Source organism: Prescottella equi (assembly GCF_020171745.1).
Classification (GTDB): domain Bacteria; phylum Actinomycetota; class Actinomycetes; order Mycobacteriales; family Mycobacteriaceae; genus Prescottella; species Prescottella equi_A.
Window position 1 is genome coordinate 1 of record NZ_JAIVAH010000029.1, and the last position, 20,561, is coordinate 20,561.

The 20,561-nt window shown below is 68.1% G+C and carries 18 protein-coding genes and 2 tRNA genes; 14 read left to right on the plus strand and 6 right to left on the minus strand.

The genetic code is table 11. The annotated features are described in order from the left end of the window. Positions 1-55: 55 nt before the first annotated feature. From LCL87_RS23060 to rpmH, 5 genes are all read right to left on the minus strand, one after another. Entirely contained in the window at positions 56-607 is a 552-nt protein-coding gene (locus LCL87_RS23060) for a Jag family protein (protein WP_225023780.1), read from the minus strand. A 20-nt stretch (positions 608-627) separates the two neighbouring features. Beyond that, positions 628-1,719 (minus strand): membrane protein insertase YidC, encoded by a 1,092-nt coding sequence (gene yidC / locus LCL87_RS23065; protein ID WP_225023781.1) that lies wholly within the window; start codon positions 1,717-1,719, stop codon positions 628-630. Between the two features lie 75 nt (positions 1,720-1,794). Then, complete coding sequence (yidD, locus tag LCL87_RS23070) at positions 1,795-2,133, minus strand: membrane protein insertion efficiency factor YidD (protein WP_225023782.1); 339 nt, start codon at positions 2,131-2,133, stop codon at positions 1,795-1,797. Next, a complete protein-coding gene (gene rnpA, locus LCL87_RS23075; RefSeq protein WP_225023783.1) occupies positions 2,130-2,507 on the minus strand; it encodes a ribonuclease P protein component in 378 nt (125 codons plus the stop codon). Before rnpA ends, yidD begins: the two co-directional genes overlap by 4 nt. Positions 2,508-2,533: 26 nt before the next feature. After that, the gene (rpmH, locus tag LCL87_RS23080) at positions 2,534-2,677 is read right to left on the minus strand and encodes a 50S ribosomal protein L34 (RefSeq protein WP_081880771.1); all 144 of its coding nucleotides are present in this window, start codon (positions 2,675-2,677) and stop codon (positions 2,534-2,536) included. A 648-nt stretch (positions 2,678-3,325) separates the two neighbouring features. Here rpmH and dnaA point away from each other — a divergent pair. From dnaA to LCL87_RS23145, 13 genes are all read left to right on the plus strand, one after another. After that, complete coding sequence (gene dnaA, locus LCL87_RS23085; RefSeq protein WP_225023784.1) at positions 3,326-4,906, plus strand: chromosomal replication initiator protein DnaA; 1,581 nt, start codon at positions 3,326-3,328, stop codon at positions 4,904-4,906. 520 nt (positions 4,907-5,426) lie between these two features. Further along, positions 5,427-6,611, plus strand: coding sequence for a DNA polymerase III subunit beta (gene dnaN / locus LCL87_RS23090; RefSeq protein WP_225023785.1), 1,185 nt, complete (start codon positions 5,427-5,429; stop codon positions 6,609-6,611). 73 nt (positions 6,612-6,684) lie between these two features. Next, positions 6,685-7,581, plus strand: a complete 897-nt coding sequence (gene gnd, locus LCL87_RS23095; RefSeq protein WP_225023786.1) for a phosphogluconate dehydrogenase (NAD(+)-dependent, decarboxylating) — start codon at positions 6,685-6,687, stop codon at positions 7,579-7,581. Next, the gene (gene recF, locus LCL87_RS23100; protein ID WP_225023787.1) at positions 7,581-8,807 is read left to right on the plus strand and encodes a DNA replication/repair protein RecF; all 1,227 of its coding nucleotides are present in this window, start codon (positions 7,581-7,583) and stop codon (positions 8,805-8,807) included. Before gnd ends, recF begins: the two co-directional genes overlap by 1 nt. Beyond that, positions 8,804-9,361 (plus strand): DUF721 family protein, encoded by a 558-nt coding sequence (locus LCL87_RS23105; RefSeq protein ID WP_225023788.1) that lies wholly within the window; start codon positions 8,804-8,806, stop codon positions 9,359-9,361. Before recF ends, LCL87_RS23105 begins: the two co-directional genes overlap by 4 nt. A 114-nt stretch (positions 9,362-9,475) precedes the next feature. Continuing rightward, the gene (locus LCL87_RS23110; RefSeq protein WP_225023789.1) at positions 9,476-10,384 is read left to right on the plus strand and encodes a metal-dependent hydrolase; all 909 of its coding nucleotides are present in this window, start codon (positions 9,476-9,478) and stop codon (positions 10,382-10,384) included. Then, on the plus strand, positions 10,381-11,502 hold the full coding sequence (locus LCL87_RS23115; RefSeq protein ID WP_225023790.1) for a PDR/VanB family oxidoreductase: 1,122 nt from the start codon (positions 10,381-10,383) through the stop codon (positions 11,500-11,502). The genes LCL87_RS23110 and LCL87_RS23115 overlap by 4 nt, the downstream gene beginning before the upstream one ends. A 25-nt stretch (positions 11,503-11,527) precedes the next feature. Continuing rightward, positions 11,528-12,448 (plus strand): alpha/beta fold hydrolase, encoded by a 921-nt coding sequence (locus tag LCL87_RS23120; RefSeq protein ID WP_225023791.1) that lies wholly within the window; start codon positions 11,528-11,530, stop codon positions 12,446-12,448. Between the two features lie 231 nt (positions 12,449-12,679). Beyond that, entirely contained in the window at positions 12,680-14,716 is a 2,037-nt protein-coding gene (gyrB, locus tag LCL87_RS23125; RefSeq protein WP_225023792.1) for a DNA topoisomerase (ATP-hydrolyzing) subunit B, read from the plus strand. A gap of 80 nt (positions 14,717-14,796) precedes the next feature. Next, on the plus strand, positions 14,797-17,307 hold the full coding sequence (gene gyrA / locus LCL87_RS23130; RefSeq protein WP_225023793.1) for a DNA gyrase subunit A: 2,511 nt from the start codon (positions 14,797-14,799) through the stop codon (positions 17,305-17,307). After that, entirely contained in the window at positions 17,308-18,384 is a 1,077-nt protein-coding gene (locus LCL87_RS23135) for a DUF3566 domain-containing protein (RefSeq protein WP_225023794.1), read from the plus strand. A gap of 75 nt (positions 18,385-18,459) precedes the next feature. After that, positions 18,460-18,533, plus strand: a tRNA-Ile gene (locus tag LCL87_RS23140). A 165-nt stretch (positions 18,534-18,698) separates the two neighbouring features. Continuing rightward, positions 18,699-18,771 (plus strand) — tRNA-Ala (locus LCL87_RS23145). Between the two features lie 155 nt (positions 18,772-18,926). Here the strand turns inward: LCL87_RS23145 and LCL87_RS23150 are convergent. Further along, positions 18,927-19,301 (minus strand): nuclear transport factor 2 family protein, encoded by a 375-nt coding sequence (locus LCL87_RS23150; RefSeq protein WP_225023795.1) that lies wholly within the window; start codon positions 19,299-19,301, stop codon positions 18,927-18,929. 791 nt (positions 19,302-20,092) lie between these two features. Here LCL87_RS23150 and LCL87_RS23155 point away from each other — a divergent pair. After that, entirely contained in the window at positions 20,093-20,536 is a 444-nt protein-coding gene (locus LCL87_RS23155) for a hypothetical protein (protein WP_225023796.1), read from the plus strand. The last annotated feature ends 25 nt before the right edge of the window (positions 20,537-20,561 follow it).

The following is a 20,561-nucleotide window of genomic DNA, read 5'->3' on the forward strand; positions in this document are numbered from 1 at the left end:
GCCGCGACTCCCGGAGGGGAGTCGCGGCCCTTCACGTTCGGGCGAGCCCGGTACGTCAGTCCTTGAGCACGACGACGCGGCGGTTGGGCTCGGCGCCCTCGCTCTCGCTCGACACACCGTCGACCTTCGCGACGGCGTCGTGGACGATCTTGCGCTCGAACGGCGTCATCGGCGCCAGCGACTCACGCTCGCCGGACTCCAGCACGCGCTCGGCGGCCTCCTTGCCCAGCGCGGAGAGCTCCGCACGACGGCCGGCACGCCAGCCCGCGACGTCGAGCATCAGACGGCTCCGGACGCCTGTGGACTGCTGCACCGCGAGGCGCGTCAGCTCCTGCAGGGCGTCCAGGACCTCGCCCTTGCGGCCGACCAGCTTGGCCAGATCGTCACCGCCGTCGATGCTGACGACGGCGCGGTCACCCTCGACGTCGAGGTCGATGTCGCCGTCGTAGTCGAGGACGTCGAGCAACTGCTCGAGGTAATCGCCGGCGATCTCGCCTTCCTCGATGAGGTCGTCCTCGCCGTCGGTGGCCACATCAGGAGTCTCGAGTACCACGTCCGTGTTCTCCCTGTCCTCACCCTCCCGGGCGATGTCCTGCTCACTGGTCATCGTCGATCTCTTTCTCGAGGTCAGCGCCGCTTGCGCTTGTTGCTCTTGGGACGGTTCGCAGCCGGCCGCGGTTTCGGCTTGGGCCGGTTACCGGCCGCGCCTCCACCCGAGCCCTGACTGCTCTCCGTGTCGTCCGTCGAGCCGGCGTCCTCGGACTCCGCGTCCACGACGGGGGAGGGCTGCTGGGCGGACGCCTTCTTCTTGTCGACCTTCGGACGCGCTCCGGGCTTGGGCGCGTTGTCGGCCCGACGCTCGATCACGGCCTGCTTCTTGGCCTCTTCCTCGGCGTCGATGCGACGGAAGACCAGGTGCTGCTGCGCGTAGGTCCAGATGTTGTTCGAGACCCAGTACAGGAGGATCGCGATCATCAGGAACGGGCCACCGACGAGCACGCCGAGCGGGAACACCCACAGCGCGAGCTTGTTCATGATCGCGGACTGCGGGTTGGCGGCAGCGGCCGCGCTCTGACGGGCCACCGAGGCACGCGAGTTGAAGTGGGTCGCGACGGACGCGATCACCATGAGCGGAATCGCCACGGCCGCGATGTTCAGGACCGTCGGAACGGTGCCGTACAGGCCGAAGGCCTCGAGCTGCGCCTGCGGGGTGGTGATGGCCGCCGAGATCGGGGCACCGAACAGGCGGGCACTCAGGAAGGACTGGACGTCGTCCGGGCTGAAGGCGTAGTTACCGATCGCCGCATTCTGCTCGGGCGTCATGCCCAGCTGTCCCATACCGGTGCCGGTCCGGTTGAAGGAGCGCAGCACGTGGAACAGGCCGATGAACACGGGCGCCTGCAGCAGCACCGGCAGGCAGCCCATGATCGGGTTGAAGCCGTGCTCCTTCTGGAGCTTCTGCATCTCCAGCGCCATCCGCTGGCGGTCCTTGGCGTACTTCTTCTGCAGCGCCTTGATCTGCGGCTGCAGCTCCTGCATCTGCCGCGTCGTGCGCACCTGCTTCACGAACGGCTTGTACAGAATGGCGCGCAGCGTGAAGACGAGGAACATGACGGACAGCGCCCAGGCGATGCCGTTGTCGGCGCCGAAGACTGCGCCGAACACCTTGTGCCAGATCCACAGGATCCAGGACACCGGATAGTAAATGAAGTCGAGCACGGCTCTAAGCACTCCTCTGTTCGTCCACGTTCACCACGCCGTGGAGTTGGGCAAGTTCCGGGCGCGCGGGACGCGTCATTCCTGGCTCACATGGTGGATGTGCCGTCCGCGCCGTTCCGGAACGGGATCCCATCCTCCAGGGTGCCAGGGCGCGCACTTCGCGAGCCGCACGACAGTCAGGGCCGAGCCTTTGATCGCACCGTGGGTCCGCAACGCGTCGACCGCATACTCGCTGCAGGTCGGCATGAACCGACACGTGGGCAGGCGGAGAGGGGACACGTACGTCCGGTACAGCTCGATGAAGAAGATCAGGGCCCGCGCGGGAAAGCTCCGCAGCGTGGTCCACACAGTGCCGAGAAACGACGACGAGCGCGGACCGGGCTCGGTCCGCGCCTCATCGTGTTCGCTGCTCATGCCGGCTTGCCTTCGTCAGCCAGCAGATCCATCCTTCGCAGGATCGAGCGCAGCTGTTTGTCGAGTTCCCGGGAAGTGGCGGTCGCCGATCCCGGCAACGCGCGAATCACCACGTCGGTGTCGACGGGAAGGGTGTCGACCAGGCCGGCGCAGATATGACGAAACCGGCGGGCGACTCGATGCCGAATCACCGCCGGTCCGACAGCCTTGCTGACGACGAGCCCGAAACGGGGCCCGTCGATGCTCACCAGGGTGTCGGTCGCACCACGCTCGTGAGCGTGGACGACCAGATCCCGTCTACCCATACGACGTCCGCCACGCACCGTCGCGGAGAAATCCGCGCGGCGACGCAGGCGGTACGGCTCAGGTAACACCCCGAGCTCCTGAAGTCAGGATCGAATCAGGCGGTGAGCTCGCCGCGGCCCTTACGGCGACGCGCCGAAACGATTGCACGACCCGCACGGGTCCGCATACGAAGACGGAAGCCGTGAACGCGCGCGCGGCGGCGATTGTTCGGCTGGAACGTCCGCTTGCCCTTGGCCACGGTCAACACTCCTCGAAGATCGGTGACGCCGGACGGCGTCGGTCTAACATTTCACTGGAAATCCGGGGGCCACTCACGACATCCGGGGCACCGACCTGCGGTCAGCGCGCATCCTTCACCATCGGGTGACTGTTCGAGGGTACTGACCACCGTCGGCGAGGTCAAACCGGGGCCCGCGTCGGCTTGCGCGGCGGGGTGTCCGTGTGAGATTTGGGCGCCCGAATCTTTCGAATCGCCGTGAACCGACCTATCGGTTGTTACGGTCCGTGCATGGCCTTGTCGACCTGCGCGCACGTCTCGAGATGCGAACCGCGCCGGCTGCACGATCGCGCAGCACTCGAGAAGCAGGACTGTAAGACAACTAACACCCCCGCCCGCGGCCCGAGTCCGAGCCTGCGCAGGTAGGCGCGCCACCCCTCCGGAAACTATTCCACCTGGTGAGAGCCTCGAGGACTCGGCATGGGTGAACACCCCCGGTTGCCGAGCCTGCACTCGAGCGTTGTCCACATCTGTGGATAATTGTGTGGAAACACAGATCGGGTGGCATATTCGTTGCCCAGCAGTGCAGGGGTTCAGCCTCACCCGGGGGAGCTCAACAGACAACCACGGCAACCTGCCGAGCAAACCCGCAGACGGGGAGGACACAGAGTGAACGACGATCCGAACGCCTTGGCGAATGTCTGGCGCGACGTCGTTGCCGAACTGACCTCCGACGCGTCCGAGGGCCCCAAGCTGACGAAGGCGCAGAAGGCGTGGCTCGCCCTGGTCAGGCCCCTGACCTACGCGCAGGGCTTCGCGCTGTTGTCGGTTCCGTCCCCTCTCGCGCAGGAAGCGATCGAACGCGATCTGCGCGAGCCCATCCTGCGGGCCCTCAACCGCCACCTCGGCCAGAAGGTCGAGGGCCTCGGGGTTCGGATCGCCGCCCCGTCCGAGGATCGCGCCGAGGACGCCGGCGACGCCGTCCACGGTGACGACACCGACCGCGGCACCGCCCCCGACTTCGCGGACTCGAGTTACTCCGACGGGGGTTCCGTGCGCCGCCGGCACCTGTCGATGGGCGCGGGCGAGCCCGGGACCGTCGACCTGGCCGAACACGAGGAGGTCGACGACGACCGGGAGGCGCTGGCGAGCGTCCACGAGTCGTGGCCGTCGTACTTCACGAAACCGCCGTCGGGCCCGTCCACGGGTTCGACCGGCGGCAACAGCCTGAACGCGAAGTACACGTTCGACACGTTCGTCATCGGCGCGTCCAACCGTTTCGCCCACGCGGCCGCCGTCGCGATCGCGGAGGCTCCGGCCCGCGCCTACAACCCGCTGTTCATCTGGGGCGCCTCCGGTCTCGGCAAGACGCACCTCCTCCACGCCGCCGGCCACTACGCCCAGCGCCTGTTCCCCGGACTGCGGGTGAAGTACGTCTCCACCGAGGAGTTCACGAACGACTTCATCAACAGTCTTCGTGACGACCGCAAGGTCGCGTTCAAACGCCGCTACCGCGAGACCGACATCCTGCTCGTCGACGACATCCAGTTCATCGAGGGCAAGGAAGGTATCCAGGAAGAGTTCTTCCACACCTTCAACACCCTCCACAACGCGAACAAGCAGATCGTGGTGTCGTCGGACCGCCCGCCCAAGCAGTTGGCGACGCTGGAGGAGCGTCTGCGGACCCGCTTCGAGTGGGGACTGATCACCGACGTCCAGCCGCCGGAGCTCGAGACGCGCATCGCCATCCTGTCGAAGAAGGCACGGATGGACCGACTGGACGTCCCGCACGACGTCCTCGAGTTGATCGCCAGCCGCATCGAACGCAACATCCGTGAACTCGAGGGTGCGCTGATTCGGGTGACCGCGTTCGCGTCCCTGAACCGCCAGGCGCTCGACCTCAAGCTCGCCGAGGTGGTGCTGCGCGACCTGATGCCCGATTCGGCCGCGCTCGAGATCAACGCGGCCACGATCATGGCCGTCACCGCGGAGTACTTCAACACCTCGATCGACGACCTGTGCGGCCCCGGCAAGGCCCGGCCGCTGGCCCAGGCCCGTCAGATCGCGATGTATCTGTGCCGCGAGCTGACCGACCTGTCGCTACCCAAGATCGGGCAGACGTTCGGCCGCGACCACACCACGGTCATGTACGCGGACAAGAAGATCCGCAAGGAGATGACCGAGCGTCGCAAGGTGTACGACCAGGTCCAGGAGCTCACCGCCCGCATCAAGCAGCGGTCCAAGAACTGACTGCCGGTCGCACCGCCACACCCCGCATCCGCACGGTCCACGCCGTGCGGATGTCGTGTTTCCAGGGGTGACTCGAGACACGAATCCCAAAGGATTAACACCTGTGGATAGGTGTGTGTATAAGGTGTAATCGTTGTGGAGAACCGTGGGACAGTTCTGGACATCCTCGAGGTGTCCACAGTTGCCCCCGATTCATCCTCGAGTATGTCCTCGAGAAGTCCCCACGTCTCGAGGAACCCGGACCAGCGGCTTCGGTCGTTCATCCACAGATTCCACAGTGCCTATTACTGTGATTGAAGTCTTCTCGAGAGAAGTTCTTCTAAAACAGGACCTGTGAACATCTCGGCCCAGGCCTCCTGTTCACAGCTCGCCTCGAGGTGTCTCGAGACGCGTCTGTCCGCTTTCCAACATGGCGTCCGAACGCTTACGGTGTCCCCTGTCCGCTGTGTCAGACTGCTAGCGCAGCCGTGTGCACTGCGGCCGCCGACCGTCCGTGCCTACCGAGAGGAACACCCGAGCGATGGAGCTTGGAAGTATGAAGTTTCGCGTTGCTCGGGAGGACTTCGCCGATTCCGTGGCCTGGGTCGCGCGCAGCCTGCCGTCCCGGCCCCCGGTCCCCGTCCTCGGTGGCGTGCTGCTGGGCGCCGACGAACAGGGCCTGACGGTCTCCGGCTTCGACTACGAGGTCTCGGCCCAGGTTCGGGTCTCCGCCGAGGTCACGACCGTCGGACAGGTGCTGGTGTCCGGCAAGCTGCTCGCCGACATCACCCGCGCATTGCCCAACAAGCCGGTCGACGTCACCGTGGACGGCACCCGCGTGCTCATCACGTGCGGTAGCGCCAAGTTCTCCCTGCCCACCATGCCGGTCGAGGACTACCCGCAGCTGCCGACGCTGCCGCAGCAGACCGGTTCGCTGCCGGTGGATCTGTTCTCCGAGGCCGTCAGCCAGGTCGCCGTCGCGGCCGGCAAGGACGACACCCTGCCGATGCTCACCGGCATCCGCGTCGAGATCGAGGGCACCGACGTCGTCCTCGCCGCCACCGACCGGTTCCGTCTGGCCGTCCGTAAGCTCGAGTGGATGCCCACCGCCGGCGACGTCACCGCCGCGGTGCTGATTCCCGCCCGCACGCTGTCGGAGTCCGCGAAGACGCTGGGCGGCAACACCCTGTCCCCGGTCCAGCTCGCACTCGGTTCCGGCGCGTCGGTCGGCACCGAGGGCATGCTCGGCATCGTCGCCGACGGCCGTCGTACCACGACGCGACTGCTCGACGCCGAATTCCCCAAGTTCCGTCAGCTGCTGCCGGCCGAGCACACCGCGATGGCGACGGTGACGGTCGCGCCGCTGATCGACGCGATCAAGCGTGTGGCACTGGTCGCCGAGCGCGGCGCCCAGGTGCGACTCGAGTTCAACAGCGAGGGTCTGGTCCTGTCCGCGGGCGGCGACGACGCAGGTCGCGCCGAGGAGGCCCTCGAGGCCGACTTCCAGGGTGAGCCGCTGGTCATCGCGTTCAACCCCGGCTACCTCATCGACGGCCTCAACTCGCTGCATTCCGAGCGCGTCACGTTCGGCTTCACCACCCCGAGCCGTCCCGCAGTGCTGCGTCCGGCAGGCGAGGAAGAGCTCGAGCGCGGCGAGTCCGGGACCTTCGCAGCGCCCGAGAGCGACTACATCTACCTGCTGATGCCGGTGCGGCTCCCGGGCTGATCCACGCCCGTAGCCGGCGCCTTCGGAAACGGAGCCCAGCTCGAATCACCAACTAGCGGAGGGACATCCCAGGATGCAGCTCGGACTGGTCGGACTCGGCAAGATGGGTTTCAACATGCGCGCCCGGCTGCGCGAGCGCGGTCACGACGTGGTCGGCTTCGATCCGCGGCCCGAGGTCACCGACGTGGCCTCGCTCGCGGATCTGGCGGCGGCACTGTCCGCTCCCCGGGTGGTGTGGGTGATGGTTCCGGCGGGCGAGATCACCCGCAGCACGATCGCCGAACTGGCGTCCGTGCTCGAGTCCGGTGACCTAGTGATCGACGGCGGGAACTCCCGCTACACCGACGACCGCGACCACGCCGAGCTCCTCGCTGCCCACGGCATCGGGTATCTGGATTGCGGTGTCTCCGGAGGCATCTGGGGTCTCGACGAGGGCTACGGGCTGATGGTCGGTGGCACGGACGCCGACGTCGCCCGCGCCCTGCCGATCTTCGACGCGCTGCGACCCGACGGCCCGCGGGCGGGCAGTTTCGTGCACGCCGGACCGGTGGGGGCCGGGCACTACGCCAAGATGGTCCACAACGGTGTCGAGTACGGCCTGATGCAGGCGTACGCGGAGGGGTACGAACTGCTCGAGGCCGAGGAGCTGATCACCGACGTGCACGGCGTGCTGGAGGCCTGGACGCACGGCACCGTGGTGCGCTCGTGGCTGCTCGAGTTGCTGGTGAAGGCGCTCGCCGAGGATCCCGAGTTCGCCGAGATCTCCGGCTACACGGAGGATTCCGGCGAGGGACGCTGGACGGTCCAGGAGGCGCTCGACCACGCCGTTCCGGCCCCGGTGATCTCCGCGGCGCTGTTCGCGCGGTTCGCGTCGCGTCAGGCCGACTCGCCGGCGATGAAGGCCGTCTCGGCCCTGCGCAACCAGTTCGGCGGGCATGCCGTCCGGGCGTCCGGACAGTCGGGAACCTAGTGTTCGTCCGTAAGCTCTCCCTCCGTGACTTCCGCTCATGGGACGCCGTCACCGTCGATCTCGAGCCCGGATGCACCGTCTTCGTCGGGCGTAACGGCCACGGGAAGACCAATCTGCTCGAGGCCCTCGGCTATCTGTCGACGCTGTCGTCGCACCGGGTCTCCACCGATGCGCCGCTGATCCGGGCGGGCGCCGCACAGGCGTACGCGGGCGCCCTGGTCGCCAACCACGGCCGCGAACTCGGCATCGACATCGAGATCAACGACGGAAAGGCCAACCGCGCCAGGATCAACCAGTCGCCGGCGCGGCGGCCGCGGGAGATCGTCGGGATCCTGCAGACCGTATTGTTCGCGCCCGAGGACCTGTCGCTGGTGCGCGGGGATCCTGGCGACCGGCGCCGCTTCCTCGACGAACTGCTCACCGCGCGGCGGCCGCGGATGGCCGGGGTCCGGGCCGACTACGACAAGGTCCTGCGCCAGCGTTCCGCGCTGCTCAAGACGGCGGGCGGTGCGCTCCGGCGCGGTTCGAGGTCGTCCGACGGCGCGAGTGCTCTTGCGACACTGGATGTCTGGGACGGTCACCTCGCCGCGCACGGTGCCCAACTGCTCGCGTCGCGGCTGCGGCTGGTGCACGACCTGGCGCCGCACCTGGTGGAGTCGTACCGATCGCTGGCGCCCGAGTCGCGTCCGGCGTCGGTGCGCTACAAGAGCAGCCTCGGGACCTCGCTCCCGCCTGAATTGCTTGATCCGACAAGGGAACCCGCGCCCGACGACGTCGAGTTGCTGGAGGTGAGCTTCCTGCACGAACTGGCGGAGATGCGGCAGCGGGAGATCGACCGCGGGGTGTGCCTGGTCGGTCCGCACCGCGACGACCTCGAGCTGATCCTCGGCGACCAACCAGCGAAAGGCTTTGCCAGCCATGGTGAATCGTGGTCGTTCGCGCTGTCGATGCGGTTGGGGGCGTTCTTCCTGTTGCGGGACGACGGCAGCGACCCGGTGCTGATGCTCGACGACGTGTTCGCCGAACTGGACCGCAAGCGCCGGACCGCGCTCGCCTCCGTGGCCGCCGAGGCCGAGCAGGTCCTCATCACCGCGGCGGTCGCCGAGGACGTGCCGGTCGAACTGTCCGCGACCCGGTTCGGTGTCGAGGCGCACGACACCGAGCGGGGGCGGCTCTCGCAGCTCACCGCGCTCGGCCGGATCACCACGACGGGAGGAGCCCGATGACTGGCGAACAGTCCGGATCCCAGCCGGAACCCCAGCCCGAACTCAAGGGCATCGACCTCGCCCGGCGGGCGCTCGAGGAGGCCCGCGCCGCGGCGAAGGCGAACGGCAAGTCCGTGGGGCAGGGGCGCAAGTCCCCGCGCGGCGGCGTCCGGGCGCTGCGCTCGCGTCGTCGGTCCTGGTCCGGTGCCGGGCCGGACGATCGCGATCCGCAGCCGTTCGGCGCGCTGGTGAGCGCGGTATCGAAGCAGCGTGGCTGGTCGACGCAGGTGTCGGAGGGCACGGTGCTGGGCCGCTGGGCCGACGTCGTGGGCCCGGACATCGCGACCCACGCCGAGCCGACGGGTCTGCGGGACGGCGTGCTGAGCGTGTCGGCCGAGTCGACGGCGTGGGCGACGCAGTTGCGGATGATGCAGGCGCAGATCCTCGCGAAGATCGCGGCCGCGGTGGGGCACGGGGTCGTGAAGTCGCTGCGCATCACCGGTCCCACCGCGCCGAGTTGGCGAAAGGGCGAACGACACATCTCGGGCCGGGGGCCGCGGGACACGTACGGCTGATCCCTGGATTTACCTATTACCGGGTGTTACATTTACGGCTACTTCGTCGAGTGAACTGGGTCACGACGCCGCCGTGCGCAGCGGGTCCGGCCTACACGAGTAGCTGGAGCAGTCATGTCGGTCACCTCCGCAGCACATCCCACCGGGATCGAGCCGGATCACATCCTGTTGCAGGCCCGGAACGTCGAGTTCGACTGGTCGGACCTGCCGATGCACTGGATGCCGGGCGACCCGTTCACCACGCACGTCCTCAACGTCCTGCACCTGCTGCTGCCCGCCGGTGAGGAGTGGTTCGTCGCCACCTACAAGGAGGCGCTGCCGCTGATCGAGGACGAGAAGCTGCGCGAGGACGTCGTCGGTTTCATCGGCCAGGAGGCGATGCACGCCGGCGCCCACACCGGCGTCCTCGACCACCTCAGGTCCAACGGGCTCGATCCGACGCCGTACACCGACCAGATGCACTGGGCGTTCCAGAAGCTGCTGGGCCCCAAGCCGCTCACCGGTCGGCGCGCGCAGAACCACCTGATCGAGCGGCTCGCGATCATCGCGGCCGTCGAGCACATCACCGCCTTCCTCGGCGATTGGGTACTCAACGCCGACGGCCTCGACCGCGCCGGGATCCATCCGACCATGCTGGACCTGTTGCGCTGGCACGGCGCCGAGGAAGTGGAGCACCGCAGCGTCGCATACGACGTCATGCGCTACTTCGACAAGCGCGAGGCGCGGCGGATCCGCACGCAGGTCATCGTCACGCCGATGATCGTGTGGCTGTGGGTGCGCGGCACCCGCTTCCTGATGCGCAACGACCCCGAACTGCAGAACTGGGCGCCGAGCCGGCGTCGTCCGCACTTCTCCGACTTCCGTGCCGCGGGTCGGCGCGGAACCCTGCCCACCGCAATGGAATTGGGCAAGCGCATGTCGACGTACTTCCGCCGGGACTACCACCCCGGCAAGGAGGGATCGACGGCACAGGCGGTGGCGTACCTGGCGTCGTCGCCGGCGGCCCGGGCGGCCGCGCGGTGAAACTGCCCCGCGTACGCGACCTCCTGACGCGTCAGGAGGAACTGACACGCCCGGCGCCCCCGGCCGATCTGCAGGGCCGCGACCGGCCGGACCGCGCTATGACGCTCGTCGAGGCGGTGGCCGACAAGTACCTGCGCGTGCTGACGTCGTACGACTACGACCCCGTCGTCGCCGGCCACAACCCGGACACCGCGATGACGCTGATCGTCACCGAACGCGTGATCGTCGCGGAGGACGAGAACGTCGCGGCCCTGACGTTCGCGGCCGTCGACGGCGGCGACCTGCCCGCGTGGCAACCCGGGTGTCACCTCGACTTCCATCTGCCGTCCGGACGGCGGCGCCAGTACTCGCTGTGCGGCGACCCCGCCGACCGCCGGCACTACCGGATCGCGGTGCGGTCCATTCCGGACGGCGGCGGCGGATCGATCGAGATGCACGCGCTGACCCCGGGCACCACCGTGACCGTGCGCGGGCCCCGCAACGGCTTCCCCTTCGTACCCGAGGGCAGCGCACTGTTCGTCGCGGGCGGTATCGGCATCACCCCGATCATCGCGATGGTGCGCGCGGCCCGTGACGCCGGAATGGATTGGCGCTTCGTCTATTCCGGGCGATCCCGCGAATCGATGCCGTTCCTCGACGAGATCGCGACCTGGGAACCCGGGCGGGTGTTCGTCCGTCCCGACGACGAGTTCGGGCTGCCCACTTCCGCCGACCTGCTCGGCCGCGCCCCGGCCGGGGGAGCGGTGTACTGCTGCGGTCCGACCCCGATGCTCGACGCCGTCCGCGGCGGCTTCGCCGACACCGGTGCCGTCGCGCTGCACTTCGAGCGGTTCGGTCCGCCGCCGGTGGTCGGCGGCGCGCCGTTCGAGGTGCAGTTGGTGAGCACCGGCGACGTGCTCGAGGTGCCCGCCGACGAGTCCGCGCTCGCGGTGATCCGGGAGCGGCAGCCCGGTGTCGGGTACTCGTGCCGGCAGGGCTTCTGCGGCACCTGCAAGGTCCGGGTGCTGTCCGGCACGCCGGACCACCGCGAGAACCGGCTCACGCCGCAGGAACGGGAGGACCACATGCTGATCTGCGTCTCCCGCGCCGACGGCGGCCGTCTCATCCTCGACCTCTGAAAACAGTTGACCGGGAGGAACTTCCATGAGCGTGCTATCAGAACCGCGCATCGTCGCGCGCGGCGACGTCCGGCTCGCGGTGTACGAGCAGGGCAACCCGGCCGGCGAGACGCTCGTGCTGGTGCACGGCTGGCCCGACACCCACGACCTGTGGCGGCACGTGATCCCACACCTGGCGGACCGGTTCCGGATCGTCAGCTACGACACCCGCGGTGCCGGCGCCAGCACCGCCCCGACCGCGGTCTCGGCGTACGCACTGCCGGAACTGGCGCGCGACCTGTTCGCGGTGATCGACGCCGTCAGCCCCGACGCCCCGGTGCACGTGCTCGCGCACGACTGGGGCGCGGTGGAGACGTGGGAGGCGGTGTGCGAGCCCGGCGCGGGGGAGCGGATCGCGTCGTACACGTCGATCTCGGGACCGAACCTCGACCACCTCGGGGCGTGGATGCGGCGGCGGCTCGCGCAGCGCCGCCCGGCCGGCCCACTCGCCCAGGCCGCGGCGTCGGGCTACACCGTGCTGTTCCAGATCCCGGTCCTCGGCACGCTGCCGTTCCGGCTCGGGCTGTGGCGGATCTGGCCCACGTTCCTGAGGTTCTTCGACCGACTGGACCCGTCGCTCGTACAGCCCGCGCCGACGCTGCGGGCCGACATGATCACCGGGCTCAAGCGCTACCGCGCGAACATCCGGCCGCGGCTGTTCGGCCCGCGGGAGCGGCGCACCGACGTCCCGGTCCAGCTGATCCTCAACCGCCGGGACCTCGCGGTGCGCCCGGTCGGCTACGAGGACACCGAACGGTGGGTTTCCGACCTGCGCCGCAGCGAGCTGCCCGCCGGACACTGGTCGCCGATCTCGCACGGCCCGGACGTCGCACGGCTGACGGCGGCGTTCGTCGACGATCTTCGTGCCGGGACTGCATCGGAGGGTGAGGCGGCCGGTTCCGCGTAGGGTTTCACCCTTCCGTGGCCGAGAAAATTCGTCTGTGAGGCAATCAGGGCTGTGTTAGGTGCCTTGTATGTCGGTGAGGACACGTAAGATGGTCGGGTAACTAGCGGCGAATCTCGACACACCGCTCGCGGTGCCTCGTTGTGCGTGGCTGCGATTGAATTCGGCCACTCTCCTTCGGAGCGCAGTGTAGAGCCGTGTCGGCACAGTACGGAGAAGGAGAGCTACCCACCCGTGGCTGCCCAGAAGTCAGACAAGAGCAACACATACGGCGCTTCCTCCATCACCGTCCTCGAGGGGCTGGAAGCCGTCCGCAAGCGTCCCGGCATGTACATCGGTTCCACCGGTGAACGCGGCCTGCACCACCTGATCTGGGAGGTCGTCGACAACTCGGTCGACGAGGCGATGGCCGGCTACGCGAGCAAGGTCGAGGTGACCCTGCTCGAGGACGGCGGCATCCAGGTCGTCGACGACGGTCGCGGTATTCCGGTCGCGATGCACGCCTCCGGTGCCCCCACCGTCGAGGTCGTCATGACCCAGCTGCATGCCGGCGGCAAGTTCGACTCCGACGCCTACGCGGTGTCCGGCGGTCTGCACGGCGTCGGTATCTCGGTCGTCAACGCGCTGTCGACCAAGGTCGAGGTCGACATCAACGTCGACGGCTACCGCTGGTCGCAGACGTACGACCATGCCAAGCCCGGTCCGCTGGTGCAGGGTGAGCCCACGTCGGAGACCGGCACCACCGTCCGGTTCTGGGCCGACCCGGAGATCTTCGAGACCACCACCTACAACTTCGAGACGGTCGCGCGCCGCCTGCAGGAGATGGCGTTCCTCAACAAGGGCCTGACCATCACCCTCACCGACGAGCGCGTCGCCGAGGACGAGGTCACCGACGACGTCGTCAGCCCCACCGCGGAGGCCCCCAAGACGGCGTCCGAGACCGAGGAGGAGGCCGCGGCGCCCAAGGCGCCGAAGGTCAAGTCCCGGATCTACCACTACCCGGGCGGCCTCGAGGACTACGTGCGGTTCATCAACCGCACCAAGCAGCCGATCCACAACTCGGTCGTCGGCTTCACCGCCAAGGGCACCGGCCACGAGCTCGAGATCGCGATGCAGTGGAACTCCGGCTACTCGGAGTCCGTGCACACCTTCGCCAACACCATCAACACCCACGAGGGCGGCACCCACGAGGAGGGCTTCCGCGCGGCGCTCACCTCGGTGGTGAAGAAGTACGCCAAGGACAAGAAGCTCGTCAAGGACAAGGATCCGGAGCTCACCGGCGACGACATCCGCGAGGGCCTCGCGGCGATCATCTCGGTCAAGGTCGCCGAGCCGCAGTTCGAGGGCCAGACCAAGACCAAGCTCGGCAACACCGAGGTCAAGTCGTTCGTGCAGAAGGCCTGCAACGAGAACATCGCGCACTGGTTCGAGGCCAACCCGGCGGACGCCAAGACCATCGTCACCAAGGCGGTGTCGTCGGCGCAGGCCCGGACCGCGGCCCGCAAGGCCCGCGAGCTGGTCCGCCGCAAGAGCGCCACCGACATCGGCGGCCTGCCCGGCAAGCTCGCCGACTGCCGCTCCAACGATCCGAGCAAGTGCGAGATCTACATCGTGGAGGGCGACTCCGCAGGCGGCTCGGCCAAGTCCGGCCGCGACTCGATGTACCAGGCGATCCTGCCGCTGCGCGGCAAGATCATCAACGTCGAGAAGGCCCGCATCGACCGTGTCCTCAAGAACGCCGAGGTCCAGTCGATCATCACCGCGTTCGGCACCGGCATCCACGACGAGTTCGACATCGCCAAGCTGCGCTACCACAAGATCGTGCTGATGGCCGACGCCGACGTCGACGGCCAGCACATCGCGACGCTGCTGCTCACGCTGCTGTTCCGGTTCATGCGTCCGCTCGTCGAGCAGGGCCACGTGTACCTGGCGCAGCCGCCGCTGTACAAGCTCAAGTGGCAGAAGGGTGCCGCGCCGGAGTTCGCGTACTCCGATCGCGAGCGCGACGGCCTGCTCGAGGCCGGCCTGTCGTCGGGCAAGAAGATCAACAAGGACGACGGCATCCAGCGCTACAAGGGTCTGGGCGAGATGAACGCCAAGGAACTGTGGGAGACCACGATGGACCCGAGCGTCCGCGTGCTCCGTCAGGTCACCCTCGACGACGCCGCCGCCGCGGACGAGCTGTTCAGCGTGCTCATGGGCGAGGACGTCGAAGCGCGCCGCAGCTTCATCACCCGCAACGCCAAGGACGTCCGCTTCCTCGACGTGTAGGCCGGCGGGTCCGTGCGCCTCTCCGGATCGTGCGCACGGACCGCGCAGCGGCCCAACGACTTTGATCAGAAAGTGAGCTCATGACCGACACGACGTTGCCCCCCGAGGAACCGTCGCACGACCGGGTCGAACCGGTCGACATCCAGCAGGAGATGCAGTCCAGCTACATCGATTACGCGATGAGTGTGATCGTGGGCCGCGCGCTCCCCGACGTGCGCGACGGCCTCAAGCCGGTGCACCGCCGCGTGCTGTACGCGATGCACGACAACGGCTACCGCCCGGACCGCGGCTACGTGAAGTCCGCGCGCCCGGTCGCCGAGACGATGGGTAACTACCACCCGCACGGCGACAGCTCGATCTACGACACCCTCGTGCGCATGGCGCAGCCCTGGTCGCTGCGCTACCCGCTGGTCGACGGCCAGGGCAACTTCGGCTCCCGCGGCAACGACGGCGCGGCCGCGATGCGTTACACCGAGTGCCGCCTCACCCCGCTCGCCATGGAGATGGTGCGCGAGATCGACCACGACACAGTCGATTTCGTTCCCAACTACGACGGCAAGACGCAGGAGCCGACGGTTCTGCCGAGCCGTATCCCGAACCTGCTGATCAACGGTTCCGGCGGCATCGCCGTCGGTATGGCCACCAACATCCCGCCGCACAACCTGCGCGAGGTCGCCGAGGCCATCTACTGGGCGCTCGACAACCACGAGGCCGACGAGGAAGCCACGCTCGAGGCCGTCATGGAACGGGTCAAGGGCCCGGACTTCCCGACCGCCGGTCTGATCGTCGGTGGGCAGGGCATCCAGGACGCGTACCGCACCGGTCGCGGCTCGGTCCGCATGCGTGGTGTGGTCGAGATCGAGGAATCCGATCGCGGCGCCACCCAGATCGTCATCACCGAGCTGCCCTACCAGGTCAACCCGGACAACCTGATCACCTCGATCGCCGAGCAGGTGCGGGACGGCAAGATCGCCGGCATCTCCAAGATCGAGGACCAGTCCTCGGACCGCGTCGGCATGCGGATCGTCGTCGTCATCAAGCGTGACGCCGTCGCCAAGGTGGTGCTCAACAACCTCTACAAGCACTCGCAGCTGCAGACCAGCTTCGGCTGCAACATGCTGTCCATCGTCGACGGGGTGCCGCGCACCCTGCGGCTGGACCAGATGATCCGGCTGTACACCACCCACCAGCTCGAGGTCATCGTCCGACGCACGCGCTACCTGCTGCGCAAGGCGGAGGAGCGGGCCCACATCCTGCGCGGCCTGGTCAAGGCCCTCGACGCGCTCGACGAGGTCATCGCGCTCATCCGCGCGTCGCAGACCGTCGACATCGCCCGCACCGGCCTGATCGGCCTCCTCGAGGTCGACGACATCCAGGCCGACGCGATCCTCGCGATGCAGCTGCGTCGCCTGGCCGCCCTGGAGCGTCAGAAGATCATCGACGAGTTGGCGGAGATCGAGCTCGAGATCGCCGACTACCAGGACATCCTCGCCAAGCCGGAGCGTCAGCGCGCGATCGTGCGCGACGAGCTCGCGGAGATCGTCGAGAAGTACGGCGACGACCGTCGCACCCGGATCATCGCGGCCGACGGCGACGTCACCGACGAGGACCTCATCGCCCGCGAGGACGTGGTCGTCACGATCACCGAGACCGGCTACGCCAAGCGCACCCGCACCGACCTGTACCGCTCGCAGAAGCGCGGCGGCAAGGGCGTGCAGGGCGCCGGCCTCAAGCAGGACGACCTGGTCAGGCACTTCTTCGTCAGCTCGACGCACGACTGGATCCTGTTCTTCACCACCAAGGGTCGCGTGTACCGGGCCAAGGCGTACGAGCTGCCCGAGGCCAGCCGCACCGCCCGCGGCCAGCACGTCGCGAACCTGCTGGCGTTCCAGCCGGACGAGCGGATCGCGCAGATCATCCAGATCAAGACGTACGAGGACGCGCCGTACCTGGTGCTCGCGACCCGCAACGGCCTGGTCAAGAAGTCCAAGCTCACCGACTTCGACTCCAACCGCAGCGGTGGCATCGTCGCCGTGAACCTGCGTGACGAGGACGAACTGGTCGGCGCGGTGCTGTGCTCCGCGGACGACGACCTGCTGCTCGTCTCCGCCAAGGGCCAGTCGATCCGCTTCGCCGCGACCGACGAGGCGCTGCGCCCGATGGGCCGCGCGACGTCCGGCGTCCAGGGCATGCGGTTCAACCAGGACGACGAACTGCTGTCGCTCAACGTGGTTCGAGACGAGACGTACCTGCTGGTCGCGACGTCCGGCGGCTACGCCAAGCGCACGCCCATCGAGGACTACGTCGCACAGGGCCGCGGTGGAAAGGGCGTTCTCACCATCCAGTACGACCCGAAACGTGGCACCCTGGTCGGTGCGGTCATCGTCGACGACGACGACGAGCTGTACGCGATCACCTCGGGCGGCGGTGTCATTCGGACCGCGGCCAAGCAGGTGCGTAAGGCCGGCCGCCAGACGAAGGGCGTGCGGTTGATGAACCTCGGCGAGGGCGACACCCTGCTGGCGATCGCGCGCAACGCGGACGAGCCCGAAGAAGGTGCTGCGGGTTCCGATGGAGCGAAGGAGTCCTAGTTGAGCACTCCCCACGAGCCTGGCGACGGCAAGCAGCAGTCTTCGCCGCCTCCGGCCGCCGACAAGCGGCCGGAGGCGGCGGGGACGCCCGCGAAGCCGGGGAAGCCCGAGCAGCCGGCGCCGAAGTCGTCTCCGGGCCCGCAGGGAAACGGGCAGGGCGCCGCCAAGGCGCCCACGGCCGGTAAGCCCGGCAAGGGTGCGCCGGCACCGGAGCCGGGTGCCGGTGCGAAGCCCGCCGCGGGCGCGAAGCCCGCGGAGGCGGCTGCCGCGCCGACACCGGAGCCGGGCGCGGACGGGCAGAAGCCGGGCCCCAAGCCCGTGCAGACGCCGCCGTGGCAGCGGGGACAGCAGCAGAAGCAGGCGGCCGCGGCACCGAACGGATCCGTTCGGCCCGAGGCGCCCGTCACGCAGCCGTCCAAGCCGCAATCGACGCGGCCCGTCATCACCGGGACGGCGGCCCCCAAGCCACCGCAGGGTGACGGCCGGCCCGCCCGCCCCGTCGTCACGGGCACGGCGGCCCCCAAGCCGCCCGCCGCGGACCGTCGGGACGTCGCCAAGGCCAAGGCCGCGGCCCTCGACGGCCCCACCCGCAGCATCGCCCGGACCGATCTGGCCAAGGACATGCCCGACCTGTCCGCGGTCCCGCGGCAGCGGCCCGCCGCCGGTGCCGCGCGCAAGGCGGCGCCGACGGCCCTGACCGCCGCTGTGACGGAGGAGGGCGAGCCGCTGCGGGCCACGGTCCAGCTGCGTCGGATCGACCCCTGGTCGACGCTCAAGGTGTCGCTGGTCATCTCGGTGGCGCTGTTCTTCGTGTGGATGGTGGCCGTCGGGCTGCTGTACCTCGTGCTCGACGGTATGGGCGTGTGGGATCGGTTGAACAACGCGTTCACCGAGTTCACCACCGACTCGAGCGGCGGCGGCCTCGTGACGTCCGGTCAGGTGTTCGGCTACTCGGCACTGGTCGGCGTGATGAATGTGGTGCTCTTCACAGCCCTCGCGACGATCGGTTCGTTCATCTACAACCTGTGTTCCGACCTGGTCGGCGGCGTACAGGTCACGCTCGCCGACCCCGACTGACCAGGTAAAACAGTGCCTCGCCGGGCCCGTTTTGGTGTACGGCGTCACGGTGGGGTACTGTTCTGCCTGGTTCAAGGGCCTATAGCTCAGGCGGTTAGAGCGCTTCGCTGATAACGAAGAGGTCGGAGGTTCAAGTCCTCCTAGGCCCACTCCCACGTGCCGACGAAGGGTCACCGACATGAAGGTCGTCCTGTTCGCAGGAGCCGGATTGCTGGTGGCACTCGGCCTCGCCAAGTTGCTGAACAAGCGGCGCGGCGCGGACGTCTGGCACGAGGTCACAAATCACTGATTCCGGTAACGGAAGCGGTGCAAACGGGGCCTTAGCTCAGTTGGTAGAGCGCTGCCTTTGCAAGGCAGATGTCAGGAGTTCGAATCTCCTAGGCTCCACATTCGAAAGACGCCATCCCGGTCGGGGCGGCGTCTTTCTGTTTGTGCGGGTAGGCTGCGAACCGTCCGAGGGCCCGCCGCGCGCGGATGACGCCCCCCGCGCGATTGCGGGCGCAAGAGGCGGAAGTGCGCGCGGCAGGCGCTCAGGGGCCGGCTCAGCCGGTGATCATGTCTTCCTGGCCCCACACGGCGCGCATGCTGACGATCTTGCCGTCGTCGTCGAACTCCATGATGTCGATCGGAGCGATCTCGATGGTCTGGTCGCCCATCTTGGTGATCAGACGGAAGTGGAAGGCGGCGGTGTTCGCGGCGATGCGCAGCGTCACCAGTTCGGCCTCCTGGTCGAACGGCTCGATGATCGCGTAGAACTCGTGGATCGCCTCGCGTGTCGTGCGGACCGGGGTGCCCACGGGATCCTCGACGGTGGCGCCGTCCGCGTACAGGGCCAGGACGTCGTCGGCGGTGCCGGTGGCGACGGCCTTGATGTAGCTCTCGACGGTGTTGCGGATGCTCTCGGGTGACGCGGCCATGCTGCTCCTCCAAAGTAGAACCTGTTTCAGGCGCGAGGGTATCCCAGCAACGGCGGCGTGCGGAAGGAATCCGGCGAGCCGACGGGTGGTCCGAAATCCTCGAGATTCCGATACCCGCCACGGCTGTCGGGGCTGTCTCAGCGCAGCGTGGCCAACACCGGGGCCTCTTCAAGACGGTCGCGAGTATCAGCTGAGAATGCACCGACGCCCGCCGCATCGGCCGGGCAGACGTACACCTATCCCGTCACGATCGTCCAGGACTCGAACAACGCCAGTGTCGTCCACGACGCGACGCAAACAGTTCGGTCGTACACGTTCGTCGACAACGGCACCGTCAAGGGCGAGGGCAGGCGGCGACCGCGACCACAACGCGCGCGAAGTCGGTAGGACTCCCGGTCACACTTACCGGTGGTGCCGGCACCGCGCAGTTGATCGACGACAGCGGGCGAAAGGTGTTGATCGACAAGGACAGTGCCGAGGTGTGCCGGGTGGATGTCGAAGCGAACGAGGAGCTCGCGTCGAGGGGCGGCGACCTGTGGCTGACCGGTGGTCCTGTCGATCGGAAGGTTGACACCGGGATGTGCGCGATCACCTAGCGGTGGGCCTCACAGCGGGATGAGATCGAGGGTGAGATCGTCGCCTGTCAAGCTCGTCGAATAGACGTAAACCGCTGATGCTCAACAGCTTCTGGGGCGCGTCCGGATCGAGCCGGAATCGGTCGTCAAATTGCACGCAGGTGCATTCCAAGTAAAACGGCTACACGAACGTCCATTTGGCGCTGAAATGGGTTCGTGGGTGTCGACGAACTGATGCGCGAACCGCTCCGGAAGGCCTCCGGCGGCATCGAGCGCCGCGGTATGGCCGACCGGCGCCGACGGTTGTCGTCGTCGCCGCAGGGAACCGTGCTCACGGAACCCGCCGCACCGAGGCCGGCGCGCGCGGAGGCCGTCCTCGCGGAGATCGCCCATGTGCGGCATCCGAACAGGTGTTTCTCGTTCTGCGAACACGCACCCTCGGGCGATCCGGTCCCGGCGAAGTGGCAGGAACGACTCGCCGGGCCGTGGTCGGTGTTCGGGCAGGGATGCCGCTGCAACCGCCGTACGCTGGTGTCGATCTCGGGGACGTTCGGGGGCGTCGAGATCGCGCCGGGGACATGGCGCGGAATGCCGGCGACAGTCCGTCCACCGGCTACAGGACGGGCGATCCGCGCAGGGAAGGACGGTCGACAGCGGTGACGCGATTCGACGACGGTCCGGACAG